This is a genomic window from Pseudovibrio sp. Alg231-02, assembly GCF_900143565.1.
In the GTDB taxonomy this organism is placed as follows: domain Bacteria; phylum Pseudomonadota; class Alphaproteobacteria; order Rhizobiales; family Stappiaceae; genus Pseudovibrio.
Map to the genome: position 1 here is coordinate 1,124,915 of NZ_FREX01000001.1, position 25,066 is coordinate 1,149,980.

23 protein-coding genes and 1 riboswitch are annotated in these 25,066 nt (G+C 51.6%); of the genes, 13 read left to right on the top strand and 10 right to left on the bottom strand.

The window, feature by feature from the left end; genetic code table 11:
* The first annotated feature begins 86 nt into the window (after positions 1-86).
* The 3 genes from DHN43_RS04955 (at position 87) to DHN43_RS04965 (ending at position 3,789) form a co-directional block, all read left to right on the top strand.
* Positions 87-824 carry a hypothetical protein gene (locus DHN43_RS04955; RefSeq protein ID WP_208980502.1) on the top strand — a complete coding sequence of 246 codons (738 nt, stop codon included), beginning with the start codon at positions 87-89 and terminating at the stop codon, positions 822-824.
* 186 nt (positions 825-1,010) lie between these two features.
* Complete coding sequence (locus DHN43_RS04960; protein ID WP_063287163.1) at positions 1,011-2,420, top strand: M16 family metallopeptidase; 1,410 nt, start codon at positions 1,011-1,013, stop codon at positions 2,418-2,420.
* Between the two features lie 13 nt (positions 2,421-2,433).
* Entirely contained in the window at positions 2,434-3,789 is a 1,356-nt protein-coding gene (locus DHN43_RS04965) for a M16 family metallopeptidase (protein ID WP_108817890.1), read from the top strand.
* Between the two features lie 43 nt (positions 3,790-3,832).
* On the opposite strand, the gene DHN43_RS04970 is transcribed toward DHN43_RS04965, so the two are convergent.
* Complete coding sequence (locus DHN43_RS04970) at positions 3,833-5,275, bottom strand: EAL domain-containing protein (protein WP_063293708.1); 1,443 nt, start codon at positions 5,273-5,275, stop codon at positions 3,833-3,835.
* Positions 5,276-5,655: 380 nt separating this feature from the next.
* Between DHN43_RS04970 and DHN43_RS04975 the strand changes: the two genes are divergently transcribed.
* The 6 genes from DHN43_RS04975 to DHN43_RS05000 all read left to right on the top strand — a co-directional run bounded on the left by DHN43_RS04975 (position 5,656) and on the right by DHN43_RS05000 (position 11,670).
* Positions 5,656-7,107 carry a sigma-54-dependent transcriptional regulator gene (locus DHN43_RS04975; RefSeq protein WP_108817891.1) on the top strand — a complete coding sequence of 484 codons (1,452 nt, stop codon included), beginning with the start codon at positions 5,656-5,658 and terminating at the stop codon, positions 7,105-7,107.
* A 174-nt stretch (positions 7,108-7,281) separates the two neighbouring features.
* Positions 7,282-7,857: a hypothetical protein gene (locus DHN43_RS04980; protein WP_063295465.1), complete on the top strand. Its 576-nt coding sequence runs from the start codon at positions 7,282-7,284 to the stop codon at positions 7,855-7,857.
* Positions 7,858-8,337: 480 nt separating this feature from the next.
* Positions 8,338-8,625: a co-chaperone GroES gene (gene groES, locus DHN43_RS04985; RefSeq protein WP_057464068.1), complete on the top strand. Its 288-nt coding sequence runs from the start codon at positions 8,338-8,340 to the stop codon at positions 8,623-8,625.
* Between the two features lie 65 nt (positions 8,626-8,690).
* Positions 8,691-10,343 (top strand): chaperonin GroEL, encoded by a 1,653-nt coding sequence (groL, locus tag DHN43_RS04990; protein WP_108817892.1) that lies wholly within the window; start codon positions 8,691-8,693, stop codon positions 10,341-10,343.
* 94 nt (positions 10,344-10,437) lie between these two features.
* The gene (locus DHN43_RS04995) at positions 10,438-10,884 is read left to right on the top strand and encodes a DUF4268 domain-containing protein (RefSeq protein ID WP_057464070.1); all 447 of its coding nucleotides are present in this window, start codon (positions 10,438-10,440) and stop codon (positions 10,882-10,884) included.
* 123 nt (positions 10,885-11,007) lie between these two features.
* Entirely contained in the window at positions 11,008-11,670 is a 663-nt protein-coding gene (locus tag DHN43_RS05000) for an NAD(P)H-binding protein (protein WP_108817893.1), read from the top strand.
* Between the two features lie 519 nt (positions 11,671-12,189).
* Here the strand turns inward: DHN43_RS05000 and DHN43_RS05005 are convergent.
* Positions 12,190-13,578, bottom strand: a complete 1,389-nt coding sequence (locus tag DHN43_RS05005; protein WP_057463844.1) for a sugar porter family MFS transporter — start codon at positions 13,576-13,578, stop codon at positions 12,190-12,192.
* 296 nt (positions 13,579-13,874) lie between these two features.
* Here DHN43_RS05005 and DHN43_RS05010 point away from each other — a divergent pair, with 296 nt between their 5' ends.
* Together DHN43_RS05010 and msrA are read left to right on the top strand one after the other, a co-directional pair.
* Entirely contained in the window at positions 13,875-14,342 is a 468-nt protein-coding gene (locus DHN43_RS05010; RefSeq protein ID WP_063317815.1) for a GNAT family N-acetyltransferase, read from the top strand.
* 118 nt (positions 14,343-14,460) lie between these two features.
* Positions 14,461-15,090, top strand: coding sequence for a peptide-methionine (S)-S-oxide reductase MsrA (msrA, locus tag DHN43_RS05015; RefSeq protein ID WP_057463732.1), 630 nt, complete (start codon positions 14,461-14,463; stop codon positions 15,088-15,090).
* Positions 15,091-15,175: 85 nt separating this feature from the next.
* Here msrA and DHN43_RS05020 read toward each other — a convergent pair whose 3' ends face one another.
* Positions 15,176-16,417 (bottom strand): PQQ-dependent sugar dehydrogenase, encoded by a 1,242-nt coding sequence (locus DHN43_RS05020; RefSeq protein ID WP_108818011.1) that lies wholly within the window; start codon positions 16,415-16,417, stop codon positions 15,176-15,178.
* 288 nt (positions 16,418-16,705) lie between these two features.
* Positions 16,706-16,836, top strand: a riboswitch (SAM-I-IV-variant riboswitch).
* A gap of 47 nt (positions 16,837-16,883) precedes the next feature.
* Between DHN43_RS05020 and DHN43_RS05025 the strand changes: the two genes are divergently transcribed.
* On the top strand, positions 16,884-17,264 hold the full coding sequence (locus tag DHN43_RS05025) for a hypothetical protein (protein ID WP_208988127.1): 381 nt from the start codon (positions 16,884-16,886) through the stop codon (positions 17,262-17,264).
* A gap of 29 nt (positions 17,265-17,293) precedes the next feature.
* Here the strand turns inward: DHN43_RS05025 and DHN43_RS05030 are convergent, their stop codons facing one another.
* From DHN43_RS05030 to DHN43_RS05060, 7 genes are all read right to left on the bottom strand, one after another.
* A complete protein-coding gene (locus DHN43_RS05030) occupies positions 17,294-17,743 on the bottom strand; it encodes a group III truncated hemoglobin (protein ID WP_244273181.1) in 450 nt (149 codons plus the stop codon).
* A gap of 32 nt (positions 17,744-17,775) precedes the next feature.
* A complete protein-coding gene (locus DHN43_RS05035) occupies positions 17,776-18,204 on the bottom strand; it encodes an acyl-CoA thioesterase (RefSeq protein WP_057463735.1) in 429 nt (142 codons plus the stop codon).
* Positions 18,205-18,263: 59 nt separating this feature from the next.
* Positions 18,264-18,677 carry a group III truncated hemoglobin gene (locus DHN43_RS05040; protein ID WP_063293700.1) on the bottom strand — a complete coding sequence of 138 codons (414 nt, stop codon included), beginning with the start codon at positions 18,675-18,677 and terminating at the stop codon, positions 18,264-18,266.
* 80 nt (positions 18,678-18,757) lie between these two features.
* Positions 18,758-19,447, bottom strand: coding sequence for a Crp/Fnr family transcriptional regulator (locus tag DHN43_RS05045; protein WP_008552228.1), 690 nt, complete (start codon positions 19,445-19,447; stop codon positions 18,758-18,760).
* Between the two features lie 219 nt (positions 19,448-19,666).
* Positions 19,667-20,464, bottom strand: coding sequence for a ChbG/HpnK family deacetylase (locus DHN43_RS05050; RefSeq protein ID WP_208980505.1), 798 nt, complete (start codon positions 20,462-20,464; stop codon positions 19,667-19,669).
* An 81-nt stretch (positions 20,465-20,545) separates the two neighbouring features.
* Entirely contained in the window at positions 20,546-22,051 is a 1,506-nt protein-coding gene (locus DHN43_RS05055; protein ID WP_108817894.1) for an ArnT family glycosyltransferase, read from the bottom strand.
* A gap of 85 nt (positions 22,052-22,136) precedes the next feature.
* The gene (locus DHN43_RS05060; protein ID WP_108817895.1) at positions 22,137-23,285 is read right to left on the bottom strand and encodes a glycosyltransferase; all 1,149 of its coding nucleotides are present in this window, start codon (positions 23,283-23,285) and stop codon (positions 22,137-22,139) included.
* A gap of 260 nt (positions 23,286-23,545) precedes the next feature.
* Between DHN43_RS05060 and hisS the strand changes: the two genes are divergently transcribed.
* Entirely contained in the window at positions 23,546-25,066 is a 1,521-nt protein-coding gene (gene hisS, locus DHN43_RS05065; RefSeq protein ID WP_108817896.1) for a histidine--tRNA ligase, read from the top strand.

A 25,066-nucleotide genomic window follows, 5' to 3' on the forward strand; every position in this document is an offset into this window, starting at 1 on the left:
TATGAGGACTACAGATTTCGCAGGCTGTCATTTGACCCGTGATGCCTGTCAAACGCCGTTTTGATGGTGATCGGGAAACAAGGGTAATGAAATTGCAAAGCCGTAGCAAAAAATTCGTTGTTCGGGCCACTTTTGTTTGCGGGCTCTCTCTCGCACTATCCGCCTGTATGACAGGTAATGGTGACTTCGATGATGGCACTGAAACCACCGATTTGAGTTTGATGACGGGTGTCTTGAGCGCCGTTGGTCTTGAGTCTCAGAAGAACACTGACATCAAGTACAAAGAGCGTGCTCCGCTTGTTATGCCGACACAGGCTGGCAACCTTCCGCAGCCTGATTCCCGCAAGCTTTCTGAAGTCGCTAGCAACTGGCCGGTTGACCGCTCCAAGGAAGAACTTGAAGAGATCCGCGCGTTCTACAAGGTAGAGCCAGGTGAACCTTTGAGCATTGAGCAAATGCGCGGTCACCCTGCGCTGAAAAAGGCTGCAGCTCGTCCTCGCGATTTCGCAGCTGAGAAACGTCAGCAGCAGCTTCTTGATGGTGACAAGCTGAGCCCGACTGAACTGGCAGCTCTTGGCAGGCAGTATCAGGACGCTAAAAAACAGCTTGGTGGCAAGGATGTGGAAGCACCGATTTGCGCACCTGGCGATCCAAGTTGTACGCCGACACGCAAATACCTGACCGAGCCTCCAGTGGCTTACTCCACTCCTGTTGCAGGCGTTGCTTTTGCGACCCCGGAAGTGGACGAAAGCGAAGAAGTTCGCAAAAAGCGTGAAGCAGCAGCAATTGAAGACGGCGCTCGTATCGATATGAGTAAGCAGTAAGAACCTCTCTCACAGAGAGTTCAAGTCTTACTGAAAGCCTGAATAAACTATGAAGCAAGCGCGACGATGTTCGCGCTTTTTTCATTATAGCTGCAATAGATTACGAATAATTCACGAGGAGATTAACCACAATCACGGTATAGGTAGGGCAGCTGTGTCCTGCTCATTTTAAAGGGAGCCCCCTACGTGACTGGTCGATCTCTCGCGCTTAAAGCCCTCGCTTTGAGTCTGGTTGTTTTCGCAAGCCCAGTATTGCCCGTGGCTGCGGATACAACAGGGAAAGCTTCAATCGAAGACTTTTCAAAAATACACATCGGCGGAACCGATGTCTCCCAAACCACTCTCGACAATGGCCTTCAGGTGGTTGTCATCCCTGACCGACGCGCCCCGATTGTGACCCACATGGTGTGGTACCGCGTTGGCGGAGCAGATGAAAAACCCGGTAAATCCGGCATCGCGCATTTTCTTGAACATCTCATGTTCAAAGGAACCAAGAATACACCAGAGGGTGAGTTCTCCAAAAAGGTTGCTCAGGTAGGTGGTCAGGAAAACGCCTTCACCTCTCAAGACTACACGGCCTATTATCAGCAGGTTGCCAAAGAGCATCTGGAAATGGTGATGGGCTATGAGGCTGATCGCATGTCCAACCTGATCCTGACTGAAAAGCAGGTTGATCCGGAACGGGATGTGGTGCTCGAAGAGCGTTCCCAACGCGTGGACCGCAGTCCCGCGGCCAGATTATCTGAGACATTCGATCAGGTCCTGTTTCCGAACAGCCCCTACGGTATTCCGGTGATTGGCTGGAAAAACGAAATTCAGGCGCTGAACAAAGACGATGCTATCGCCTTTTACGACAAGTACTACACACCAAACAACGCAATCCTGATTGTCGCCGGTGACGTGACTTCGGAAGACGTTCTGGCCCTCGCCAAGAAGACCTATGGCAAGGTTGAGCAACGTGCAGACCCGGGACCACGTGATCGTCCGCATGTCCAGATCGTGCCAGGTAATCGCGAAGTCAGCCTGCAGAGTGATCAGGTTGCGCAGCCAAGCCTGCAACATGGCTGGATCGTACCAAGCTCGACCACTGCAGAGCCGAGTGACTCTGAAGCTCTTGAAGTGCTTTCAGACATTTTAGGTGGCGGCGCTAACAGCCGGCTTTACAAAGCGCTGGTGATTGAAGGCGAAGTCGCAACCAGTGCTGGTGCCTGGTACCAATCCACCGCTTTGGATGACACCCGCTTCATTCTTTACACCTCTCCAAAGGATGGTGTTGAGCTTGAAGAACTTGAGAAACGTGCTCTGGCAATCGTGAATGATGTTCTTGAGAACGGTGTGACGGCTGAAGAAGTGGAACGTTCTAAACGCTCTATGCTGGCCTCTGCCATTTACGCGCAAGACAAGCAAGACGTGCTTGCGCGCATCTTTGGGACAGCTCTGACCACAGGCGGTTCTGTTGAGAAGGTTCAGACCTGGCCTGCTCGCATTGCCAAAGTGACACCTGAACAGGTTCAGGCAGTTGCACAGAAGTACCTTAGTGAAACCAGTGTGGCGAGCTATCTGATGCCTGCTGCAAAACCTGAAAATGCAGAGTGAGAGGGGACGCTCGATGAAAGCTAAAGTTCTTATGGCAGCTTCTGCCTCCGCTTCCCGCATGACGGCAAGTTTGTTTGCGTTGCTGGCCTTGTCATTCCTGTTCGTCGCTACCTTTGTGCAGAACAGCCAGGCTATTGAGATCCAAGAGGTTAAAAGCCCCGGAGGGATCACAGCATGGTTGGTGGAAGACTACACTGTTCCGATCATCGCACTGAACTTTGCGTTTGCAGGTGGTAGCTCTCAGGATTCAGATGCCAAGCTGGGTGTGACCAACCTCTTGAGCACCATGCTTGATGAAGGGGCTGGTGATCTGGATTCCCAAGCCTTTCAGGGACGTCTTGAAGATCTGACCATGAGTCTGTCCTTCAGTTCTGGCCGCGACTTCTTCTATGGGTCTTTCCAGAGCTTGCAGGCCAATAAAGATCACACCTTTGAGATGCTTCGTCTGGCTGTGAACGAGCCACGTTTTGATAGTGATCCGCTTGAGCGGATGAAAGCACAGACGATCTCTGGCATTCGTCGTAGCCTGAAGCGCCCAGATGCTCTGGCTGGTTTGAATTTGTCCAAGACCATCTTCCCTGATCACCCTTATGGCCGCCCAAGCCGAGGAACTGAGGATACGGTTGCCAAGCTGACTTCTGATGATCTGAAAACACAGCGCGCAAAGATCTTTGCAAAGGACTCTTTGAAGATCGGCGTTGTGGGAGCCATTAGTGCTGATGAACTGGCCAACGTTTTGGACAAAGTCTTTGCAAACTTGCCTGAAAACGGTGATCTGGTTGCTATTCCCAATGTGGAGCCTGTGACAGATAAGGCTGTTCACGTTGACTTTGAGAGCCCTCAGACCTCCATTCAGTTCGCTCTGCCGGGTTATGAGCGTCATGATCCGAAGTTCATGTCTGCCTTCGTGATGAACCACATTCTGGGTGGTGGATCATTTTCTTCATGGCTCTATGACGAAATCCGCGAGCAGCGTGGTCTGGCTTACTCCGTTGGCTCTTATCTGGTTCCTTACAAGCACGCAGCGCTGTTGATGGGGTCCACGGGTACACGCTCGGACAAAGCTGGTGAAGCGATTGATATCATCAAGAAGCAGATGGTGCGTATGGCGCAGACTGGCCCTACTCCAGCTGAACTTGAAGAAGCGAAGTCCTATCTGACTGGCAATTACGCTCTCAACTTTGACAGCTCCAGCAGCATTGCCCGTCAGCTGACAGGCATTCAGACCCAAGAGCTGGGCATTGATTACATCGACAAGCGTAATGAGATGGTTGAAGCGGTGACACTGGAAGGTGTTCGTGAGGTTGCTCAGGACATGTTTGATGGCATTGAGCCAACCTTTGTTACGGTTGGCAAACCACTGAACTAACTCTTACGCAAAGCATGAAAACAAGCAGGCGAGTTGATGAAAATCAGCTCGCCTCTTTCTTTAGTGACCGCGGGTTTGGCGCGCCTTGCAGAACGTCTGCACGGACAGGACGCGGCGGTGAGAACAGGAAGCCCTGTGCACAGCGGATGTCCATTTCCAGAAGCTCCAGTACAGCGCCTTCGCTCTCCACGTGATCCACGATCAGCTCAATGCCATAGCGTTGCAGCAAACTGCCAAAATCAGCCGGATGGATGTTGCTCTTGGCCAGATCATCTTCATGCAACAACAGGCGTGATGCATGCAGCTTTGCAAAGCGGAAGCCGCGATCAGCCAGAGCGCGGAAGTCCATGCGCAGATCGGTGATGCGGTCCACAGAGAACCGGAAGCCCAGCTCAGCCAGTGCAGCGAGGCTCTCATACTCAATCGCGCTCATGACAGCGACATCAGCTTGTGAGAATTCAAAGATCAACAGATCTGAGTATGTGTCGTTGGCGCGCACGAACTCCAGAAAGCCCGGGAAGAAGTTTTCATCCATGAGCGTGCTTGGAGACAGGTTACAGAACAAGCCTGCTTCTCTGTTGCGGGTTGCCAGACGCTTCAGAATCTGAAGGGAACGGAACAACAAAATGTTGTCGATCGCAGGCATCTGGCCGGTGCGGTCCGCTTCCTGAAGGAACTCGATTGGCTCCAGCGTATCGCCATTGGCTTTGCGCAGACGCGTCAGGGCTTCGTAATAGCGAACACGGCGCTGTGGCAATGTCACGATTGGCTGGAGGTAAAGGTCCACCCTGCCGGCTTCGATGCTTGCGCGAATTTCTTCTGCCAGAGCGGCATTTGGGTGATGCATGCGCGGAGCTGCCGGGCGCTTCATCTCCGGTGCGCGCGTCTCAGCAAACGGTTCCTGCACCGCACCCATCGGTTGACTTGCAGCCATTGGTTGGCCTGCTGCGCTCGCAAATGCAGCAGCTGCCTGACTGGCCAGATCAACAGATGGTTCTCTCACCGCTGCCTGCGGAGCGGCCAGGCGCTGAGCTGGTTGAGGCTGAAGCTGTGCCTGCTTGGTGCGCTGGTCCTCGATGGCAATGCCCTGATCCTCGATCCGGGTTTCCATGTCGGCCATGGCTTCGGCCATCTGCTTCACCAGAGAACCGATTACCTCCACTTCAGCAAACAGCGGGTCGATCTCTTCCCGTGTGCGACGCGGAATGTTGTGCTCGACGCCAGTGAGGCGGCCTTCGAGGTTTCCGACATCATCATCGATGACTGCAATCCGCTCTTCCAAGCGATTGACAGCGTCAGATACCGCAGATTTTTCCTGAGAGCGGGTCAACATGAAATGGATGAAGATCATGGTGCACATCGCCGTGAAGGCAACGGTGATGGCCTCGCCAACCGGACGCGCAAAAAGGTAGACCATCACAGTGCCACAAGAGGCCGCAATGGCTGAAATAGAAAACAAAATGGAAATGTTCGCCAAGCGCGTCATATCCTTAAGAGTACCTGTTGGTCCGAATCACAAAATACATACCTGAATTTTGCCGCATTTACCGAGGTCGTTCGAACCCTATACCCATTATATTTCTAGGGAAAACCCGTGTTGTCCCCGCAAGAATGACAATAGAGCTACATATATCATCAGCGCATACGATTTTCGTCACAATCCCGAGCTGAACTTAGGCGAGCGATTCTGGCGAACAATGATATTTATCGGGTAAGAAAGTTGCTCGAAGCGTTCTGCGTGAAAGAAATTAACTGCATAATGCAATCAACCTCGAAAACGAAAAGGGTTTGTTTACCCTGTTTGCACAAACTCAGGGTGTCGAATGATTTTCGACCTGATGTATTGATTTTTGAGGTTGCCTGCCAATGGGATCCCCCAAAGCTACCAATAGGTTTTTGAACGCCTGTGTCGTCGACACTAATCGTGCAGAGGCTCGTAAAACCAGTAGTGCTTTGTCGAAGCATGTTACCAGCGGACAACCTGCGCATGTTCTTGCGAGCAAAGAACATGCTGTCGCCTTTTTGCGGCATACCCCAATCAATATCGTTATTGTCGATCTTGAATGCATCGGTGGGGAAGCCGAGCTTTCCGAGATTGTCGCTGCTGCGCCACGCGCGGTTATGATTGCTGTCAGTGCCAAGGGGTCTGTGAGCCGCGCCATGAATGCCATGCGCAATGGCGCCCATGACTTTTTGACCAAACCTTACACAAGCGAAATGCTTTTGGAGAAACTTGAAGCACATCTGGGTGTCTTCAAAAGAGCGGCACCCTCTCCGTCCCTTTCAGCCGCGACTGGCTCTGAGGCGATTGTCTCCAGCGACACGTCTGGAACAGCTGCTCAGTTTGAAGGGTTTGTTGGTGCTTCCAACCGCATGCAAAGCGTTTATGCGCAGATCAACCGGATGGCGACATCCAGCGCACCAGCCTTCATTACCGGAGAATCAGGTACAGGCAAGGAACTGTGTGCACAGGCACTGCATGCCAGATCGGCACGCAAAGGCGGGCCTTTTGTCGCAATCAACTGTGGAGCGATTCCGGCCAACTTGATGGAGTCCGAGATCTTCGGTCATGCACGCGGTGCCTTTACCGGAGCAGATGAGGCCAGAGCTGGTGCAGCAGAGCTTGCCGATGGGGGAACTCTGTTCCTTGATGAGATCGGTGAAATGGAACTCTGCCTGCAGAGCAAGCTTTTGCGTTTCCTTCAGACTGGCTCCATTCAACGGGTTGGAGAGCATAAACCACGCTCGCTGGATCTGCGCGTTATCTGCGCAACCAACAGAGACCCGAAAACAGAGATCACTGCTGGTCGCTTCCGTGAGGACCTGTTCTATCGTCTCCACGTGCTGCCGATCCGACTACCCGCTCTTCGGGAGCGCCGCGAAGACATACCGTCCCTCGCTCAAACATTCCTGAAGAAGTATACCGCAGAAGAAAATCGCAGATTTCAGCGTTTTTCGACCTATGCAGAAGCTCTTTTGTTGCAGCACAGCTGGCCGGGTAATGTGCGCGAACTGGAGAATGTCATTCGCCAGCTTGTGGTCATGAATGACGGTGATGAAGTCACTGAACTCATGCTCTCTCCTTTGCTGCGTGACCAGGCTGTTCCTGTTCTTTCCGAGATTGCCTTCAGCACAAGCGAACCGATGCCTTCCATGGGGCGGTCAATCGAACCGCTATGGTTTCAGGAAAAGCAGATTATCGAGACCACGCTTGAAACTTTTGACGGCAACATTGCCCTTGCAGCTGCCGCCTTGGAAATCAGCCCCTCGACTATCTACCGGAAGAAGCAATCCTGGGCTGAACGAGCTGGTGCCTGATCAATTGCGTGGTAATTGCTTAACCATCGCATGAGGAATGTCTTCGTGACGCATATCTAAGCTGCCTCAACAAATGGGGCAGTATTGTCTCCCTTAGATTTAAGAGCTATACCACCGCCAAGAATCAGGTGAGTGCCGCAGATATTGTGTTCTGCTGGCTCTAGGGGGCTAACAATGCCATTTACAGTGAGAGGGATGTCAGCTTACGCAAAAGCTGCAGCCTGTTCTATTTTTGCGGTTGCTTTGTTGGGTAGCGCTGCATCTGCTGAAGACAAGAGTGCGCCGAGCGCTGGCTTTAAAGCTGCTCAGGACGCCTACACCATTGCCTGGCAGCAGCAGCCACTCGCTTTTACGGCAGCAAAATTCATCGCACTACCAGCTGAGAGTTATGGGGCTTACACACCCCTAGAGACGGCAGAGTTCCAGAGCGGTGATCCATTGACCGTTTATGCTGAGCCTGTTGGCTTCTCTTACAAAGAGATGGGCAGCACATATGCGATTGATCTGAGCGTTGATTTTGAACTGCGCAACACCACTGGTCAGGTGCTTGCTTCTCAGGACGGGTTTACCGCCTTGCACTCCGTAAGCTTCAACCAAATCCGCGAGTATCAGACGTCTTTGAGCTTCAACCTTAAAGGGCTGCAAGCTGGAGACTATGTGCTGAAGGTGCAGTTTAACGACGAGAACTCGGAAAAGTCCGGCAGCTTTGAGCTTCCGTTTTCCATGAAGGACGCGCCTCTTCAGAATTAGAGCATGTTGCGTTCATATGCATTCACGCACCAAGCTCTAACTCTTTAATTTTGCGCGTATTCTTATCCAAAAACCGGAACCACTTTTCGGGAACACGCTCTAAGACCTGAAAGCTTCCTGTTAAAGTTCAAAAGCTGGCTTTGATCTTAAAGCCGGCTTTTCTTTTGCGCTGATTCCGGAAATTCCCGTGCAGACAGCACAGACAGTCCATTGGTCTAGGGTGAGTTGAGACTGTACCCAAATTGCCCCCAATTTCTCGCAGTATTCCTATATTTCTTGCGCTACAGAATATTTTTTTACCGCTCTCTCCTTGACTATACCAGAGGGTGAAACTACATCATTTCACGGTTGTTAGCACTCTGCCTTTGGGAGTGCTAATCACTGTGGGCCCGCAAGGTTTCACCCACTCTCAAAGTTTTTAACCTTCGCGTCCGGGCGTTGCCTAAAAGGGGCGCTCGCGTATGAGAGGAAGAGCCAATTATGAAGTTTCGTCCGCTACACGACCGTGTTGTCGTTCGCCGCATTGAGTCTGAAGAAAAAACAGCTGGTGGCATCATCATTCCTGACACTGCAAAAGAAAAGCCACAGGAAGGCGAAGTTATCGCTGTTGGCGCTGGCGCACGTAAGGACAACGGTGAGCTGATCGCTATCGACGTTAAAGCTGGTGACCGCGTTCTGTTCGGCAAATGGTCCGGTACTGAAGTTAAGATCGACGGTGAAGACCTGCTGATCATGAAGGAATCCGACATCATGGGTATCCTGGCTTAATTCCAGGCCATTGTTGAGACCCTACGATCCCTTCTGTTATTCAAGAATTTAAGTGAGACAAAACCATGGCTGCTAAAGAAGTCAAATTCGGCTCCGATGCCCGCGACAAGATGCTTAAAGGCGTCGACATCCTTGCAAACGCTGTAAAAGTTACCCTCGGCCCTAAAGGTCGTAACGTTGTTCTGGATAAAGCATTCGGCGCACCACGCATCACCAAAGATGGTGTTTCTGTTGCGAAGGAAATCGAACTTGAAGACAAGTTCGAAAACATGGGCGCACAGATGGTGCGTGAAGTTGCTTCCAAAACCAACGACATTGCTGGTGACGGTACAACAACTGCGACAGTTCTGGCGCAGGCTATCGTTAAAGAAGGTGCAAAGTTTGTTGCTGCCGGCATGAACCCAATGGACCTGAAGCGCGGCGTTGACATGGCAACCGCTGCTGCTGTTGCAGACCTGACTTCCCGTTCCAAGTCTATCTCTTCTACTGACGAAGTTGCACAGGTTGGCACTATCTCTGCTAACGGCGACACTCAGATCGGTGAAGACATTGCTGAAGCAATGCAGCGCGTTGGCAACGAAGGTGTTATCACCGTTGAAGAAGCTAAGTCTCTTGAGACCGAGCTTGAAGTTGTTGAAGGTATGCAGTTCGACCGCGGTTACCTTTCTCCATACTTCGTCACCAACGCTGAAAAGATGATTGCTGACCTGGAAAAGCCACTTATTCTCCTTCACGAGAAAAAGCTTTCCAACCTGCAGCCAATGCTTCCAATCCTTGAAAGCGCTGTTCAGTCTTCCCGCCCACTCATCATCATCGCTGAAGATGTTGAAGGTGAAGCACTGGCAACTCTCGTAGTGAACAAACTGCGTGGTGGCCTGAAGATTGCTGCTGTTAAGGCTCCTGGCTTCGGCGACCGTCGTAAAGCAATGCTCGAAGACATCGCTATCCTGACTGGTGGCACCGTGATCTCTGACGATCTGGGCATCAAGCTGGAAAACGTAACCATCGACATGCTCGGCACTGCTGACAAGGTGAACATCTCTAAAGAGACCACCACTATTGTTGACGGCGCTGGCGAAAAAGCTGACATCGAAGCACGCGTTGCTCAGATCAAAGCTCAGATCGAAGAAACTTCTTCTGACTACGACCGTGAAAAGCTGCAGGAACGTCTTGCTAAGCTTGCTGGCGGTGTTGCAGTTATCCGCGTTGGCGGTGCAACCGAAGTAGAAGTTAAAGAGAAAAAAGACCGCATCGACGATGCTCTGAACGCAACACGCGCTGCTGTTGAAGAAGGTATCGTACCAGGTGGTGGTTGTGCTCTTCTTCGTGCAAAAGCTGCTGTTGAGAAAGTATCTTCCGATAACGTTGACATTGAAGCTGGTATCAAGATCGTTCTGCGCGCTCTTGAAGCTCCACTTCGCCAGATCGCTGAAAACTCCGGCGTTGAAGGCTCAATCGTTGTTGGCAAGATCCAGGACAACATCGCTGACGAAACCTTCGGCTTTAACGCTCAGACCGAAGAATACGTCAACATGATTGAAGCTGGTATCATCGATCCAACTAAGGTTGTTCGTACCGCTCTTCAGGATGCAGCATCCGTTTCCGGCCTGCTGATCACCACTGAAGCAATGGTTGCTGAACTTCCTAAGAAAGACGCTGGCCCAGCAATGCCTCCAATGGACGGCGGCATGGGCGGCATGGGCGGCATGGGCTTCTAAGCCAAGCCAACCAACGCTTAAACGAATTAGGGCATCCTTCGGGGTGCCCTTTTTTGCATTGTCACAAACAGCTTCAGCTAGGAAAAAACAACTCATGAGTGAACTAAAACAAAAACATCATGATATTTGGCAAGCAGTCAAAGACCAGATGTCTGACACTAAACTGCCGATTAAACTGAGAAATAATGTTCCTGACGGAAGTTACTACGACATCAAATTTGGCATCCCGAACGCCTATCTGAGTCTCCATTACCTGGATGAAGAAAACTGCGCGAAAGTTATGATCAACTTTCGGAATGAGCCCGGCGAGGCCTACTTCAAAGAACTGCTACGCCAAAAAGAACATGTAGAGACAGAGATCGGTGCGTCACTTGATTGGGATCCTGCTGAACATGCCCGATATTGCAGCATCGTGTTATGGAAGAGAGATGTTGATCTTGGCACCAACACAACAATGCCAGAGCTTGCAGACTGGTATGTAACCTGGCTCGGAAACTTCCACATGGCACTCTTCCCGCTGCTCTCTGCCATTCCCAAATAGCAATCGAAATGAAAGCACCTGAAATGGTGCTCTTATTTTTGCATTACGCTTCAACTTGTTCGAGTCTTAAACACTCACCCTGATCTACCAATCTGCTTTGGCTGATAATTGGAGGAATTTCCTATGAAAAATCGTGTGGCGATGGTCTTTGGTGCAACTGGGCTGATTGGTTCTGAGGTGGTTCGGCTGCTGCTTGCCAGTGAGGCGTATGACGAGGTTCATGCAGTTGTGCGCAAAGATCCAGAGATTGAAGATGATAAGCTTCGTTTGCATCTGACCGATTTCAGCGATCTTTCCAGCCTTCAACTGCCAATGAACGTGACGGATGTGTTCTGCTGTCTGGGGACCACGCTGAAGAAAGCTGGCTCAAAAGAAGCGTTTTACGCGATTGACTTCCAGCTTGCCTACGACCTTACGCGGTTGGCGCGTGAAGCTGGTGCTGAGCAGTTTCTCATGGTTTCTTCGATTGGTGCAGCAGTGGGCAGTTCCAACTCCTATCTGAAGGTCAAAGGGGAACTTGAAGAGGCAGTTCGCACGCTCGCTTTCCCTTCAACAAAAGTGTTCAGGCCCTCTTTGTTGCTGGGTGAGCGTCAGGAGCAACGCTTTGCTGAGGGGCTTGCCGCGTCGGTGCTGCCACATCTTTCGTTTCTCTTTAAAGGCCCTTTGCGCAAATATCGTCCAATTGAGGGGGCTGCAGTTGCACGCGCACTTGTTGCCGCTGCGCTTGAAGGCGGGAATGGCTTCAGCATTCTGCAAGGCGACGAGATTGCCGCAAAGGCTGGCTGAGAAAAATCTTATCCCCTCGCCCAAATCACCCGTCATACTAATCCTATGTCCACGTACACGGGCAGCTGGCGGAGCGACCGTCAGTGTGGCGTGGGCTGGGCGGGGCTACCGGGAGACATAACGCATCCTCCGGCGGGTCCGTTGAAACACCCCTTGAAAGTCTTTAGTGCAGGGACCAAGCGGAAGCTGGTCACCCGATAGGCGTCTACACTGGCAGCTGCAGCTGTCAGGGACAAGTCAAACTGTCCTTTACAGCAACTGCCCAAAGAGGTGAGTTTCGAAGCAAAGCCTTGTGTTTTGTGAGGCCTCACGTTGATGGGTAGGCACCTGCTCCCAATGCCTTTCGGTGGAGACCTTGTTTCATACAAAAACGCCCGGGCAAGGCGACAGCCAATGCCGAAGAAACTAACTTACATACAATGCGCAGGTATTGCCTGCTCGCCTTGCCCCTCCCGTTTCTCGGGATTTTAGCTTCACCACTGCATGAGAAGTCATGCGGTGCTTTTGGTGCTTGTGGTTTTACTCGCCAGCAACTGGTCTCTCAGCTGTCTTGCTGTCCCCTTTGTGGAACAGCTCATAGATATCCTCCAGAGAGACACCTTTGGTCTCTGGTGCGCGGCGGATGGCGTAGACGGTTCCGATGCAACAGCATATGGCGAAGAATAGGAAGATCTCGGTGATCGTGAAGAGCTGGTTCAATTTGGGGAAACCGAACACAACGAGGAATGTGAAGACCCAGTTGACGGTTACCGCTACGACCATGCCTTTGGCCCTCAGGTAATTGGGGAACACCTCTGACATGTAGACCCATGGTAGTGGCCCCATGGAGAGGGAATAGGAGATCACGTAGAGGCAAAGACCTGAGACGGACAGAGCCGTGCCAATCCCGTCCCCCATGAGGAAACCTCCCACAATCAGGAACTGAGAGAGTGCGCAGGCTGGCAATCCGTAGACCATCAGAGGCCTGCGGCCAACGCGGTCAATAAGGAGCAAACTGGCAGCTGCGGCGAGAGCGAGGGCTGCACCAAGACCGACTGTTGCAGACAAGCGGCTTGCCTCCTCAGAGAAGCCCAGATCACCGAAAAGCTCCGGTGCGTAGAGGATGACCGCATTGATGCCGCTAAGCTGTTGAAACAGGAAGGTGAAGACGCAGAAACTGGTGATAGGCCGGTTTCGTGGATTGATGAGGTCCAGCCAGCCTCCCTTTTGGTCTGCGACTTCGGCGAGGTCTTGTTCAATCCGCTTCACATTGCCTTTGACCCACGCCTCAGATCGGGTTGGTTCGATCTTTTCAAAGACGGCTTCAGCCTCTGCTGAGCGCTTTGCCATAACGAGCCAGCGCGGGCTTTCGGGGGCACTCCAGATTCCAAAGAGCAGAAACGCTGCAGGGATCGCGGAAAGGAGGAACATGAACTGCCAACGATTGATAGCTTCTGCGCTGTAGCCGAGATCAAGCGTGATCAGATTGGAGAGGTAGCCAATCAAGACACCAAAGGAGATCATGAACTGAAACGCGCCAAGCATACGGCCTCTGATCTTGCGCGGTGCAATTTCGGAGACATATTGGGGGCCAGCCATTGAGGACAAGCCAATCCCCATTCCAATGAGAGAACGGGCGAATGTGAGAATGAAAAGGTCTTGTGCCACACTGGATAAGACAGCTCCGGTGATAAAGAACAGAGCTGCGATGATGACCGTTGATCGTCTGCCAAATCTATCACTGAGATAGGCGCTCAGGTAGGCTCCGATCAAACCGCCGATGGACAAGGATGCGACCAGAAGCCCTCCCCAATACGCAGAGAATTCAAACTCTGCTTTGATGGGCTCATAAGCGCCGGCGATGACGCCTTCGTTGTAGCCATAGAGCAAACCACAGAGTACGGCGATACATGCCAGGAGGATAATCATGCGCATTCCCTTTTAAGACCAAGGGAAAGTATAGGCGGAGGTCTCTAACCATCCGGAGGACACACAGCCCTGAATTGAGCTGTTTTTCGCAAGACCCCAATAACGTTTGATCATATGCAAGAAAGAAAACCTAGATCGTTTCAGTGTCGCTATGATGATCCAGCGGCTTAAAACCGCACCTGTTAGAAATTATAGCATTGAGCTTTTCGCGGCCTTTGCCTTCAATTAAGCTTCCCGTCGCATGATCAGCGCAAGGCCTTCCCAAGCGCTTCAACCTTTGGCAACCAGGACTTACCATGATTGTTCTTCAGGATTTCCCCGCTGCTCGTTTTGATGAGTTTCAGATCATTTCCGTCTCTGAATACGCTCAGGACCTGATGGATAATCGCAGAATGGAGGAACAGGCCGCACTGAAGAAAGCCGAGGAAGGCTTGTCAAAGGCCTTTCCAGAGGGAAAAAGCAACAAACACAATAAGCTGCTGAGCATCGTCAACAAGACGAAGGCTGGCGAAGTGGAAGTTGGTTTTCTCTGGTACTCCCTTCAGGATGATGCATCTGCCTTCATCATGGATTTTCTGGTCTACTCAGAACACCGTGGCAAGGGGTATGCCTCCAAAGCTCTTGAGGCGTTGAAGGCGATATTCAAGAAAGACGGTCTGACACGTATTGGACTGCGTGTTGCCCCCGACAATCACGGCGCCATACGCACCTATTACAAGGCTGGTTTTAACGTGACCGGTTGGAATATGTCCTGCGAGGTTTGAGACGCGAACCATGCTCTCGCTGATTGACGTTTTGTTGAAGTGACTTCATTTCCGTTGTGGGCTGGTGGCTGCTAGGGTTTTGGAAATTCCAATGCATGACCTGATTTAAGGATCTGAGATGATTGCACGCAAAGCTGCAAAAGCCCTTGCCGTTCTTCCTTTGCTTTATGCTGTGAGCCAGCCTGCGCAAGCTGCTGAGACCGAAACCGCAATTTTTGCTGGTGGTTGCTTCTGGTGTATCGAGTCCGACTTTGACAAGATCGAGGGCGTTCTTGAGACCACATCTGGTTACACGGGTGGCCGCAGTGCAAACCCGACCTACAAGCAGGTTTCTGCTGGTGGCACAGGTCACATTGAAGCGTTGGAAGTGAAGTTTGATCCGGCCAAGGTGTCTTATGAAGAGCTGCTGACAGCCTTCTGGCATTCCGTTGATCCAACTGATGCTGGTGGTCAGTTTTGTGATCGTGGTGAGAGCTATCAGACAACCATCTTTGCAACTTCCCCCGCGCAGCTGAAGGCTGCAAAGGCCTCCAAGAAAGCGCTTGGAAAGTCAGGTGAGGTTAACCGCCCGATTGTAACACCGATCCGCACTGCAGCTCCGTTCTATGACGCTGAAGATTATCATCAGAACTACTATGAGAAGAACCCGATCCGCTACAAGTTCTACCGCTATCGCTGTGGTCGTGATCAGCGCGTCAAGCAGGTCTGGGGTCCAAATGCTTACAAAGGTATCCCCGGCGAGCACTAAGGGCTTAGTATAGAACTTAAGAAGACCAGAGGCACTGCTCTGGTCTTTTGCTTTTAGGTGTGTTGTCGCATGTCAGAGGAGATCCCTAGTCTTCGTAGTACATGCGATAGATCCCTCCGGCAGAGTCATCAGAGATCAACAAGGATCCGTCGCCAAGCTCGACCACGTCTACCGGACGGCCCAGATAATCGCCGCTGGCATCAATCCAGCCTGTTGCGACAATACTTGGGGCGCCAGCTTCTTCTTTCTCGTTGATGGGCACAAACACCACACGTGCGCCAATTGGCACTGAGCGGTCCCATGAGCCGTGCTGCGCGATGAAGACACCGCCCTTGTATTCTTCAGGGAACATATCGCCCTGATAGAATGTCATGCCCAAACTTGCGGCGTGAGCATCTAGCTCGACTTCCGGGTTCACCACGCCACTTGGGACAGGCTCATCAATGTAGTGCGGGGTACGAACCGTTCCGCCGCCATACCATGGGAAACCGTAGTTCTTGCCCGGCTCGGTGGCTTTGTTCAGCTCTTCGGGCGGGATGTCATCTCCCATGCCGTCCACCTGATTGTCGGTAAACCAGAGATTGCCGGAGTTTGGATGGAACTCCAGGCCCACGGAGTTTCTGATCCCCGTCGCGTAGACCTGACGGTCCATACCATCTGCCGTGATGGAGATAATGCCGCCGATGCCGAGGCTGTCATAAAGCTTCAGCTTCATCTTGGGCGGGACGTTGTAAGGCTGGCCAAGAGAGATGTAGATGCGGTCATCCGGACCCTGATCACACACGCGGGAGGAGTGATTATAGCTTTCTTCAGAGGGAGGGATAAGCATACCCTTGCCGACCAGCACCTTCACCGCTGGCTTGCCCTGCTCTTTGTTTTCCAATGCGTTCGGAAAACTCAGGACACGGTTTTGCTCAGCAAGGACTAATGAGCCATCTTTTGTGAAGCACACACCATTTGGGATGATGAAGGATTGATCTGGAGCGAATTGACGAACTTCTGCAGCTTTCTTGCCCTCTTCATTCGGAGTAACGACCCAGACTCTGTCCGTGGTCGTTCCTACAAAGACAGTTTTGCCATCAGGCGCAACGGCCATATGGCGGGCATCTGGCACGGCTGCATAAGGTTCGATGTGGAAGCCTTTGGGCATGACCACAACTTCAGCGTTGCGAGCCAGAGTTTTCTGCTCTTCAGAGACCTGCTCCACAAACTCTGTTTTGACACCATCGACCATTTTGGTGGTCGTTGCCGCCAGAGATGTGGTTAGCAGCAAGGCGTAAGCGCACCCTATCAGGACTCCAAAGAGAACGGGCTTTGTGGTGCACATCATTTATTTCCTTCCTGAAGGGCTTAGAAATTTGACTGAGAAAATTTATCGGAATATTTGAAATGCTCTACCTTTTTGAGCCGTCACTATGCGCTCATTCAAAGTCTGAGGAGAATACTCAGATATGACGGGAATTCGGTTTATAGAACCACAAAAATTGAAGATATTCACTTAGCGGAAGTTGCGTTTTGTGGTGCTAGAATACGACACAACGTAAGTTTGAAAGTGTGGACAAAGAACAAAGGAAAGGTGCCCACTTGCAATTGCCTCATTTTCGTGCCAAATCCTACGCATCATCAAGAGAAGGGCTGGCGCCCTCGCCAACCTGCCTAACCGGGCAAGGTGGTCTCCGCCAAAAGGGATGTGGTTTCGAAGTGAGGACGCTGTCTTCATCATTCGTAACAACCAAGCGGTAGTTTCAATGGATTTTGCGCCAGTCCTCCTCGGGAAACCGATGGAGGATTTAATGTTTGATATTGCTGGTCAGCCACAGTCTGCATGGCAATCGTATGTATCTGAATATGTGCCTCAATCTTTGAGGGAAGCCGTCGCACACCTTGCCGACGAGTTTACTGCTGCCTATTTGCTGGATTGCCTGATTTTAGAAAAAGGGCTGCGCAGCCGACTGCTTTCCAACTCCACACGCCAGCCGAATACGCCGCTGACCAATGACGAGCGCTCCGACCGGTTTGCTGTGCTGCTTCGGCTTTGGGCAGAAGGCTGTCACACGGTTGTTGACGAGCGCCTGTTTGCGGATACTGCACGTCGTCGTCCTGAAGAACTGGAAGCCTTGCGTGAGTATTTCAGGCAAAACGCACTGCGCTCGAAAAAGAAATTCCCGAGCTAGTTAAGCTGCACTAAAATAAGAACTGATTTTTAAGCTGCGCGGCTGCCGAATTTTGCGGGAGGCGTGGCAAACGGGTCTGCGAACATTGCAAGCCACAGGCTCTGTGCGATGCGCTGTGCAGTTGCCAGAAGAAGCGGTGCGGCTTCTGGTGAGAAAATCGCATAGACTTCGTCTTCAAACAGGTCCATCCACTCATGGAAGTTCTCAGTGGTGACCCCTTGAATCCTCGCGTGAGCGGGAACCGGCTTGCCTTTATACGATCCAGTTTTTAGCAGAACAGACGCCCAAAAGTGCTTCATCTTGTGTAGATGCGGACCCCAGTCCTCACCCATCTCTCTCAGGAAGATCGGTCCAAGCGTTTCGTGCTGGCGGACCTTGCCGTAAAAACTCTCAACCAGATGATTGATCTGGGCAGGTGTGATGGAAGGATCAAGCGGTGTCCGTTCACGCGCTGACATAACGGGAATTTTTGATGACACTGCTTGTTTCCTGTTCCTGGTCCGCGATCCGCTTAAGCCTTGTTGTATTTAGCACGTTGCTCTTCAGAGATCACAATAGGTTTGCCGTCATCGTCAACAGCAACAAAGGTGAACTGAGCATTCGTCACCTTCTCACGATAGCCAAAGCGGTGGCGTAAAGCCCAGGCCTCAATGGCAAGCGTTACAGAGGTTCTGCCAACACGGAGCACGTTGGAGTAGACACACATTACATCGCCCACTTTAACAGGGCGGATAAAGGTCATGCTGTCGATCGCAACAGTCACAACGCGCTCCATGGCGCACTGGCTTGCTGCAATACCGGCGGCAATATCCATTTGAGAGACAACCCAACCGCCGAAGATATCGCCAGAAGCATTGGTGTCTGCCGGCATCGCCATTGTGCGCGTGGTCAGTTCACCAATTGGCTGCTCTTCTTCGACAGCGTCTCTTGTATCATTCATAGTTCTAAAGCTCCGTAGATCCACCAGAGGAAATGCTATGCATGGCGAAGCTCAACTACTCAAGCAGGGATCATCGCCATATGGAAGCAATCAACAACCTGGGTCGCACATTTCTTGGTGTTGGCCCGAGCGGTTTCAGCAACGCATTCATCTACTGCATTCTCGAATAATTTCAACCAGCTGGCAATATCATCACTGCATACCTGCTTTGCAGCACCACGATACTTGCCAAGTGGACGGCCAGAATAGCTTCTGTCTTTCATGAGAGCGGAGCACCAGAACCGCACGGCCTGAGCTTCGTAATCCTCCCAGTCGCACTTCATGCTATTTTGGTAGACCGATGCCAGCTCGCCATTGTGACGGAGTTTTTCTGAATGACTGGCAACCAAAGCACGCACTTGAGAATGCGTCAGGTCAGGATGGATTGGTGTGCACTCGTCCTGCGGGCGAATGTCAAAATGCTGATAGGTCATCTCGGTGTTTCAGGAGCCTTGCAAGAACAAGGCCCATGCCCTTCTTGTTACTTCGGGTCACTTTTACTCAAATACCGAGTTTAAAGCTCTGCGGCAGCTCGTAGCACCTCCGGCTTTTCGAGGCAGTAATATCCAGAGAGGCGGCTGATTACACCTTCTCTCTTCCAGACATTGAGGACGCGGCTGACGTTCTCCCGAGCCCCACCAGCCATATTGGCGATTTCAGCCTGAGAGATCTTATAGTGAACAAGAATTTTGTTGCTGTCGACTTTTTTGCCAAATGTTTCAGAGAGTTGCAGCAGCGTCTGCGCAACCCGGCCATTGAGTGGCAAGAAGGACCGTGCAGCGAGTGCATCGTTTGAACGACGCAGGCGAGTCGCTACGATCTGCAGCATGTGACGGTAAACAGCGGGGTTTTCATCGGCGTAGCGATAAAATGCAGCTTTGGAGATAAATGCAAGCTGGCTTGGCTTGAGTGCCGTAACGGTAGCGGAACGCTCACTGCCGTCAAGCAAAGCAATTTCACCTACCAGAGAGCCCTGCCCGAGAACTGCGAGCAGCTGCTCACTGCCATCCAACGAGACGACGGAGACTTTCATGCTGCCTTCGATGATTGCGTAACAGCCATTGCCCGGATCTCCGGCCTTGAAGAGAACTGCGCCGGATTTCAATGACATAGGCTGAGCTATCTCAGAGAGACCGTGTGCGTGTTCCTCAGCCAAACCCGACAGTGAAAAGCTGTTTTGAAGGAGTTCTTTGAACTTTGTCATCTTGCCACAAGATCCTGACGCGCCGTAGATTCAGTTTTTTAGTTTAAGCTGCATCAATATAATTGATGATTTTAATTAGGTCTATCATGCGGCCATTTTGTGACCGGAGTCACAGAGATGTTCTTTAGTTTTAGGCAAATTAGGGGTGTTCATAAATACCCCAACGTTTATGGCAAATTCAAAAGGAACGATCTCTTCAACCGCAGGAAGAGATCGTTCTTAGAACAAGAAGATATCTTTTTCCATCAAAAGAAACGGAAATTCCTCACTTATCAGGAACTTCAGCTGGTTCTCACGGGATGAGCTCTGGCGTACGTTTTTCTTTTTGACGGGTTGGGCCTGCTCTTCAGGATAGGATGGCCGACATAGGACCATCGCCGAATCCTGTGCCTCATTGATTCCGTGCCAAAAGAAATCTCTCAGATCCGTGTCCTCATCAGCCATAGGCAGATCTGGACCTGAGAATATAGTTTCTAATCCGGCTTTGGTGGCGCGCTTTGAAATGGAGTTGCTCGATCGACTAACACCAGCAGGCAGTACCAGTGCAGGCTCTCGTCCTGCCATCATGCTGAGCACCGTGATGAGCGCTGAATGCACGGCAGGATGCTTTGCGAGGTTTCCCTGAATGGCAACAAATGCTGGCGGACGGGCATAGACCTCTTCGAAGAGATCCACTTGTGCGGCGATCTCAGCGGCGATCGCCTCTTCCGGCAGCATCTTCATGGGGCTGCGCATTGCATACCACCACGGCGCGGGGAACGTCTCTCCGAATACGGTCCGGCCAAAATCGGTGAGCGGTCCGGCGGGCTTTGTCAGTGTGACTGTCAGACCGACCATGGTTTCATGTTCGGCCCAGGCAACCACGTCACGCAGCTGATAGAACTCCCTCGACCACATCTTGCCAGTGACAACACAGCCTACAGCAGAAAGCCGACCTGCGATGATTAGATCGCAGATCGCCCGGTCAACACCGTAGCTTTGCCCAAATTCGAGACTCGTCAAGAGGATGCGCTTCATCGCGCGGATCTCCCAATCCAAAAGGTTCAGGAGTACATTTAACAAAGCCTGCAAATTTAACGCAACGGAATCTCAGCTGTTTCAGTTGGATTTCAGGGGCTGTTTCGGGTCTGATAGTCGATAGACCCGTACATTTTCAATAGCTGTTTTTCCGAATAATCCCTTATTCTCTCGGGGGATGGTCTTCAGCAGCTCAACCTGATTGAAGTTGGCTTTCAGCTTTTGAGAGCGGTCTCTTCTTTCCTCGGTGACGTACAGCATGTCACTATTTTCAGGATTTTGGAGATTATCGGGAATCATTGCATAGCGCATTCGCTCAGGAATTCCATAGACTTTGAGGTCTGTCTTATTGAGCGCATTCGACATTTGGCCCGTCAAACCATAGCTGGTTGTGCCAATCCAATTGATGTCATTCGCGTCTGCCAACTCGGTCAATTCATCGCCAATGTCTTGCCAGCCGCGCATCTGGTGCGTTGGATCTTTACGGCCCAGAGATGTGTTGAGCGGGGTGTAGGCGTGGATATAGACCAAGCCAGCAACAACGACACCCAGGCCGACTGCAGTCGGGGCAAGCGCCTTGAACCAGCGACCAACATTGGCAGGCGGATAAGCTGCCGCAATACCAGCGAACAGGGCCAGTGTCGGATACATTGGTGCTGGCCAGTTGCCCTGAACACGCGAATGGAGTGAATGGAAGAGCAGGTAAATAAGGAACGGCAGGACCGTCAGAACCAGCAGGCTGGCCGTGTTGTCTTGCTTTATCATTTTGCGAATGACGCGCCATGCACCAACCATCGCAATGATGAAGACGAGCGGGTTCAGCAGGCCTGCAACAGCACCGATGAACTCGCCAACGTATTTGACGGAGTACCCTTCTGGTACAGAACGCCCAAACTGCTTTACAAAAGAAATCCACTCATGCTGCGAGTTCCAGTAAAGTACTGGAGAGAAGATCGCGATTGCCAGTGCTCCGCCGAGCCACAACTGCCAGGACAGGAAGTATCTGCGGTTCTCCGGCACCCACACCAGCCAGAGAATAATTCCTACCCCCAGGAACAACACGGAGTATTTTGAAAGAAGGCCTAATCCTGCAAAGATACCAGCGAGGATCCACCAGTTAGCATTTTTGGATACCGTCAGCTCTGCCATGGCCCACAAAGCCAGTCCCCAGAAGAAAACAGAGGGGGCGTCAGGCGTAGCTAAAAGTGAGCCGACACCAATCAGCAAACTTGCGTTGAAAAACAGGACTGTCCAGCCAGCGACATGGGTATCATATAGGATTTTTGCAGTTCGCCAGAGCGCAAGGGAACCGATTGCAGCAGACAGGATACTGATGAAGCGAACGCCAAGTGCCGTGTCACCGAACAAGGATTGACCAAGCCAGATCCAGTAAGCGACCATTGGCGGGTGATCGTAATAACCCAGTGCAGGATACAGCCCCCACAAACGATAGTAGGCTTCATCCTCAACCAGATCGACATTCATACCAGTTGCCAGCCGTGCCAAAGACAGCGCGGCGACAATCAGGATCAGATTGGTCGGGCGCAACCAAAAGCTCAGCGGCTTTCCTGCGGGATTGTCCTGCATTTAAATGCTTTCCTCAAAGTGCTTTAACTTTGGTTTCCTGCGTTTCTTCCTGTGAAAAGCTTCTCTCACTATTAGAAGAAACGCTTTAGCCTTTGCGCCATGTCAGAGCGTTGGAAACGACGTAGTTCCAAACCGCACCCATAACGGCACCAGCAGCACCAGCAAACCACCAGATTGGTTTGTTCGTGTAGATCAACTCTGCCACACCAACGTTTGCCAAAATACCAAAGCTACAGATCACATAGAATGTGAGCAGACCTTTGATCCATGCAAGTCCTGTCAAACGACGGTCGCGATAGGTCAGGCGGTTGTTGAGGAAAAAGTTCGAGGACATGGCCACAAAGGTTGCAACCAACTGAGAGAGGCCAAATGGCATGCCGAAGGCGGCAAGGAAGATCTTCAGTGCGATAAGGTGAACGACGACACCTGTTCCACCGACCATGGAGTACATAAGAAAACGGACTGAAATCTTGTCATCGAAGATTTTGGAAACCAGCAAACCAAGGTAATCCATGGTCACTAGTGTATCGAGCTTACTTTCACCATGCTGACGCTCACGAAAAACGAAAGGCAGTTCTTTCACACGCAGAGCGCCTTTTCCGCTGGCGACAATATCGAGCATGATTTTGAAGCCTTGGGACGACAAACGCGGAGCCAGCTCAACAAACCTGTCACGACGCAGCATGAAGAAGCCGCTCATCGGGTCGGACAGTTCCACTTTAAGAAACTTACGTGCCAGATTGTTGGCAAGATTGGAGCCCCATGCACGAATTGAGGACAAACCCGTCCCAACATCCCCACCTTCCACATGGCGGGAGGCAACGCAGATGTCGTAGCTTTCAGAACGAAGTGCTTCGAGCATCTTGGGCAACAGGCTCTCGTCGTGCTGAAGGTCAGCATCCATCACAGCTACAAATTTGGAGCTGGAGGCCAGCATGCCTTCAATGCATGCGCCGGACAAACCACGACGACCAATACGCTGAACAATACGAACACGAGGGTCTTGCTGCGCAATGTCAGCAGTGACTTTAGAGGTTCCATCTGGAGAATTATCATCAACAACAATAACTTCCCAAGCTGCACCAGCGAGCGCTTTGTCCAGCAGCTCAACCACGATGGGAACGTTTTTGCTTTCGTTATAAGTCGGCAATACAACGGTTAGCTCTGCCGGACCTGTAACACGACCTTCGGATTTGCTGATTTCAGTTGGTTCGTAGTTGGTGTTTGACACCATGATTTCTCCAGTGTGCAGACCTTCCTTTGCATGCGTAAGGGAATGGTCCTTCCATTTTTTGGGGCGACCTTAGCTTCTCTTGACGCTATTGCAAGTATTGATTGGGAAATTTGCGCCGGATTGCACCCGCTTCGCGCCTTGCCCTCCCCTGCTCAATGGGCTAGGAGACTGACAACAGCATGCTTCCCTTGGTGCGTTCTGGGGACTTATTGCGGGAAGCGTTTGCAACAACCCTTTTATTTCATGGATGAGACGGCCTCATGGCAAAAAAGAAAAGTGCCAAGCTCAAAGCTCGTTTACCGCGTGGATTTGTAGATCGCGGTCCAGCTGAACTGCAGGCGATGGAGCAGATGCTCTCCGTTATCAAGCAGACTTATGAGCTTTACGGCTTTGAGCCCGTGGAAACTCCAATGTTCGAGTACACTGATGCTCTTGGCAAGTTCTTGCCAGATCAGGACCGTCCGAACGCTGGTGTGTTTTCGCTACAAGATGATGACGAGCAATGGATGAGCCTGCGGTACGACCTGACCGCGCCCCTCGCCCGTCATGTGGCCGAGAATTTCGAAAGCCTGCCAAAGCCTTACCGCAGCTACCGCGCTGGTTATGTATTCCGAAATGAGAAGCCAGGACCAGGTCGTTTCCGCCAGTTCATGCAGTTTGATGCAGATACGATTGGTGCACCTTCTGTCTCTGCTGATGCTGAAATCTGCATGATGGCGTCCGACACGATGGAGCGCCTCGGCATTGCTCGTGGTGACTACGTGATCCGCGTGAACAACCGCAAGGTTCTGGACGGTGTGATGGAAGTGATCGGCCTTTCCGGTGACGAACACGCTGAAACCCGCCTGACCGTTCTACGGGCTGTCGATAAACTGGATCGTCTTGGTGTTGAAGGCGTTAAGCTGCTTTTGGGTGAAGGCCGTAAAGATGCTTCCGGCGACTTTACCAAGGGTGCTGGCCTTGGCGAAGCGGAAGCGGAAAAGGTTCTTGCCTTTGTGGAAGCTGGCGGGGAAACCACTGACCAGACCATCGAGAACCTTCGTGGTTTGATCGCAGACAGCAAAACTGGTGCAGAAGGCGTTGAAGAGCTAGCAACCATGGGCAAGCTGTTTGATGCAGCTGACTACACCGATGGCCGTGTTCTCATTGACCCATCTGTTGTGCGCGGTTTGGAATACTACACCGGCCCTGTTTATGAAGCTGAGCTGACCTTTGAAGTGAAAGACGATAAAGGCCGCCCTGTGCGCTTTGGCTCTGTTGGTGGTGGCGGGCGTTACGACGGCCTCGTTTCCCGCTTCATGAGCCAGCCTGTACCTTCTACCGGCTTCTCTGTTGGTGTTTCCCGTCTGATGTCAGCACTCACTATGCTCGGCAAGCTTGGGCAGGAAGAAGTTGCAGGCCCAGTGGTTGTATGTGTGATGGACAAGGACGTTGACTCCCTTGCACACTACCAAGCCATGGTTCAGGAGCTTCGCACTGCTGGTATCCGCTCAGAAATGTATCAGGGCAACCCAAAGCAGTTTGGCAAGCAGCTGCAATATGCAGACAAACGCAATTCACCTTGTGCCATCATTCAAGGCTCGCAAGAGCGTGAAGAAGGCGAAATTCAAATCAAAGATCTCATTGAAGGCAAACGCCTTTCTGCCGAGATTGAAGATAACAAAACCTGGCGTGAGAGCCGTCCTGCACAGTTTGCTGTGAAACGGGATGATCTTGTTGCAGAAGTGAAAAAGCTTCTGACCGCACAGGAAGACGATCGCAAAAACCAAAGCGAGAACTAA

Coding starts and splice junctions, on each gene's coding strand:
- DHN43_RS05000 (WP_108817893.1), top strand. CDS start 11,008: ATGAAAAATCGTGTGGCGATGGTCTTTGGTGCAACTGGGCTGATTGGT.
- DHN43_RS04975 (WP_108817891.1), top strand. CDS start 5,656: ATGGGATCCCCCAAAGCTACCAATAGGTTTTTGAACGCCTGTGTCGTC.
- DHN43_RS05035 (WP_057463735.1), bottom strand. CDS start 18,204: ATGAATGATACAAGAGACGCTGTCGAAGAAGAGCAGCCAATTGGTGAA.
- DHN43_RS04965 (WP_108817890.1), top strand. CDS start 2,434: ATGAAAGCTAAAGTTCTTATGGCAGCTTCTGCCTCCGCTTCCCGCATG.
- DHN43_RS04980 (WP_063295465.1), top strand. CDS start 7,282: ATGCCATTTACAGTGAGAGGGATGTCAGCTTACGCAAAAGCTGCAGCC.
- DHN43_RS04995 (WP_057464070.1), top strand. CDS start 10,438: ATGAGTGAACTAAAACAAAAACATCATGATATTTGGCAAGCAGTCAAA.
- hisS (WP_108817896.1), top strand. CDS start 23,546: ATGGCAAAAAAGAAAAGTGCCAAGCTCAAAGCTCGTTTACCGCGTGGA.
- msrA (WP_057463732.1), top strand. CDS start 14,461: ATGATTGCACGCAAAGCTGCAAAAGCCCTTGCCGTTCTTCCTTTGCTT.
- DHN43_RS04970 (WP_063293708.1), bottom strand. CDS start 5,275: ATGACGCGCTTGGCGAACATTTCCATTTTGTTTTCTATTTCAGCCATT.
- DHN43_RS04955 (WP_208980502.1), top strand. CDS start 87: ATGAAATTGCAAAGCCGTAGCAAAAAATTCGTTGTTCGGGCCACTTTT.
- DHN43_RS05010 (WP_063317815.1), top strand. CDS start 13,875: ATGATTGTTCTTCAGGATTTCCCCGCTGCTCGTTTTGATGAGTTTCAG.
- DHN43_RS05050 (WP_208980505.1), bottom strand. CDS start 20,464: ATGAAGCGCATCCTCTTGACGAGTCTCGAATTTGGGCAAAGCTACGGT.
- DHN43_RS05020 (WP_108818011.1), bottom strand. CDS start 16,417: ATGTGCACCACAAAGCCCGTTCTCTTTGGAGTCCTGATAGGGTGCGCT.
- DHN43_RS05040 (WP_063293700.1), bottom strand. CDS start 18,677: ATGACCTATCAGCATTTTGACATTCGCCCGCAGGACGAGTGCACACCA.
- DHN43_RS05025 (WP_208988127.1), top strand. CDS start 16,884: ATGTTTGATATTGCTGGTCAGCCACAGTCTGCATGGCAATCGTATGTA.
- DHN43_RS05005 (WP_057463844.1), bottom strand. CDS start 13,578: ATGATTATCCTCCTGGCATGTATCGCCGTACTCTGTGGTTTGCTCTAT.
- groES (WP_057464068.1), top strand. CDS start 8,338: ATGAAGTTTCGTCCGCTACACGACCGTGTTGTCGTTCGCCGCATTGAG.
- DHN43_RS05055 (WP_108817894.1), bottom strand. CDS start 22,051: ATGCAGGACAATCCCGCAGGAAAGCCGCTGAGCTTTTGGTTGCGCCCG.
- DHN43_RS05060 (WP_108817895.1), bottom strand. CDS start 23,285: ATGGTGTCAAACACCAACTACGAACCAACTGAAATCAGCAAATCCGAA.
- groL (WP_108817892.1), top strand. CDS start 8,691: ATGGCTGCTAAAGAAGTCAAATTCGGCTCCGATGCCCGCGACAAGATG.
- DHN43_RS05045 (WP_008552228.1), bottom strand. CDS start 19,447: ATGACAAAGTTCAAAGAACTCCTTCAAAACAGCTTTTCACTGTCGGGT.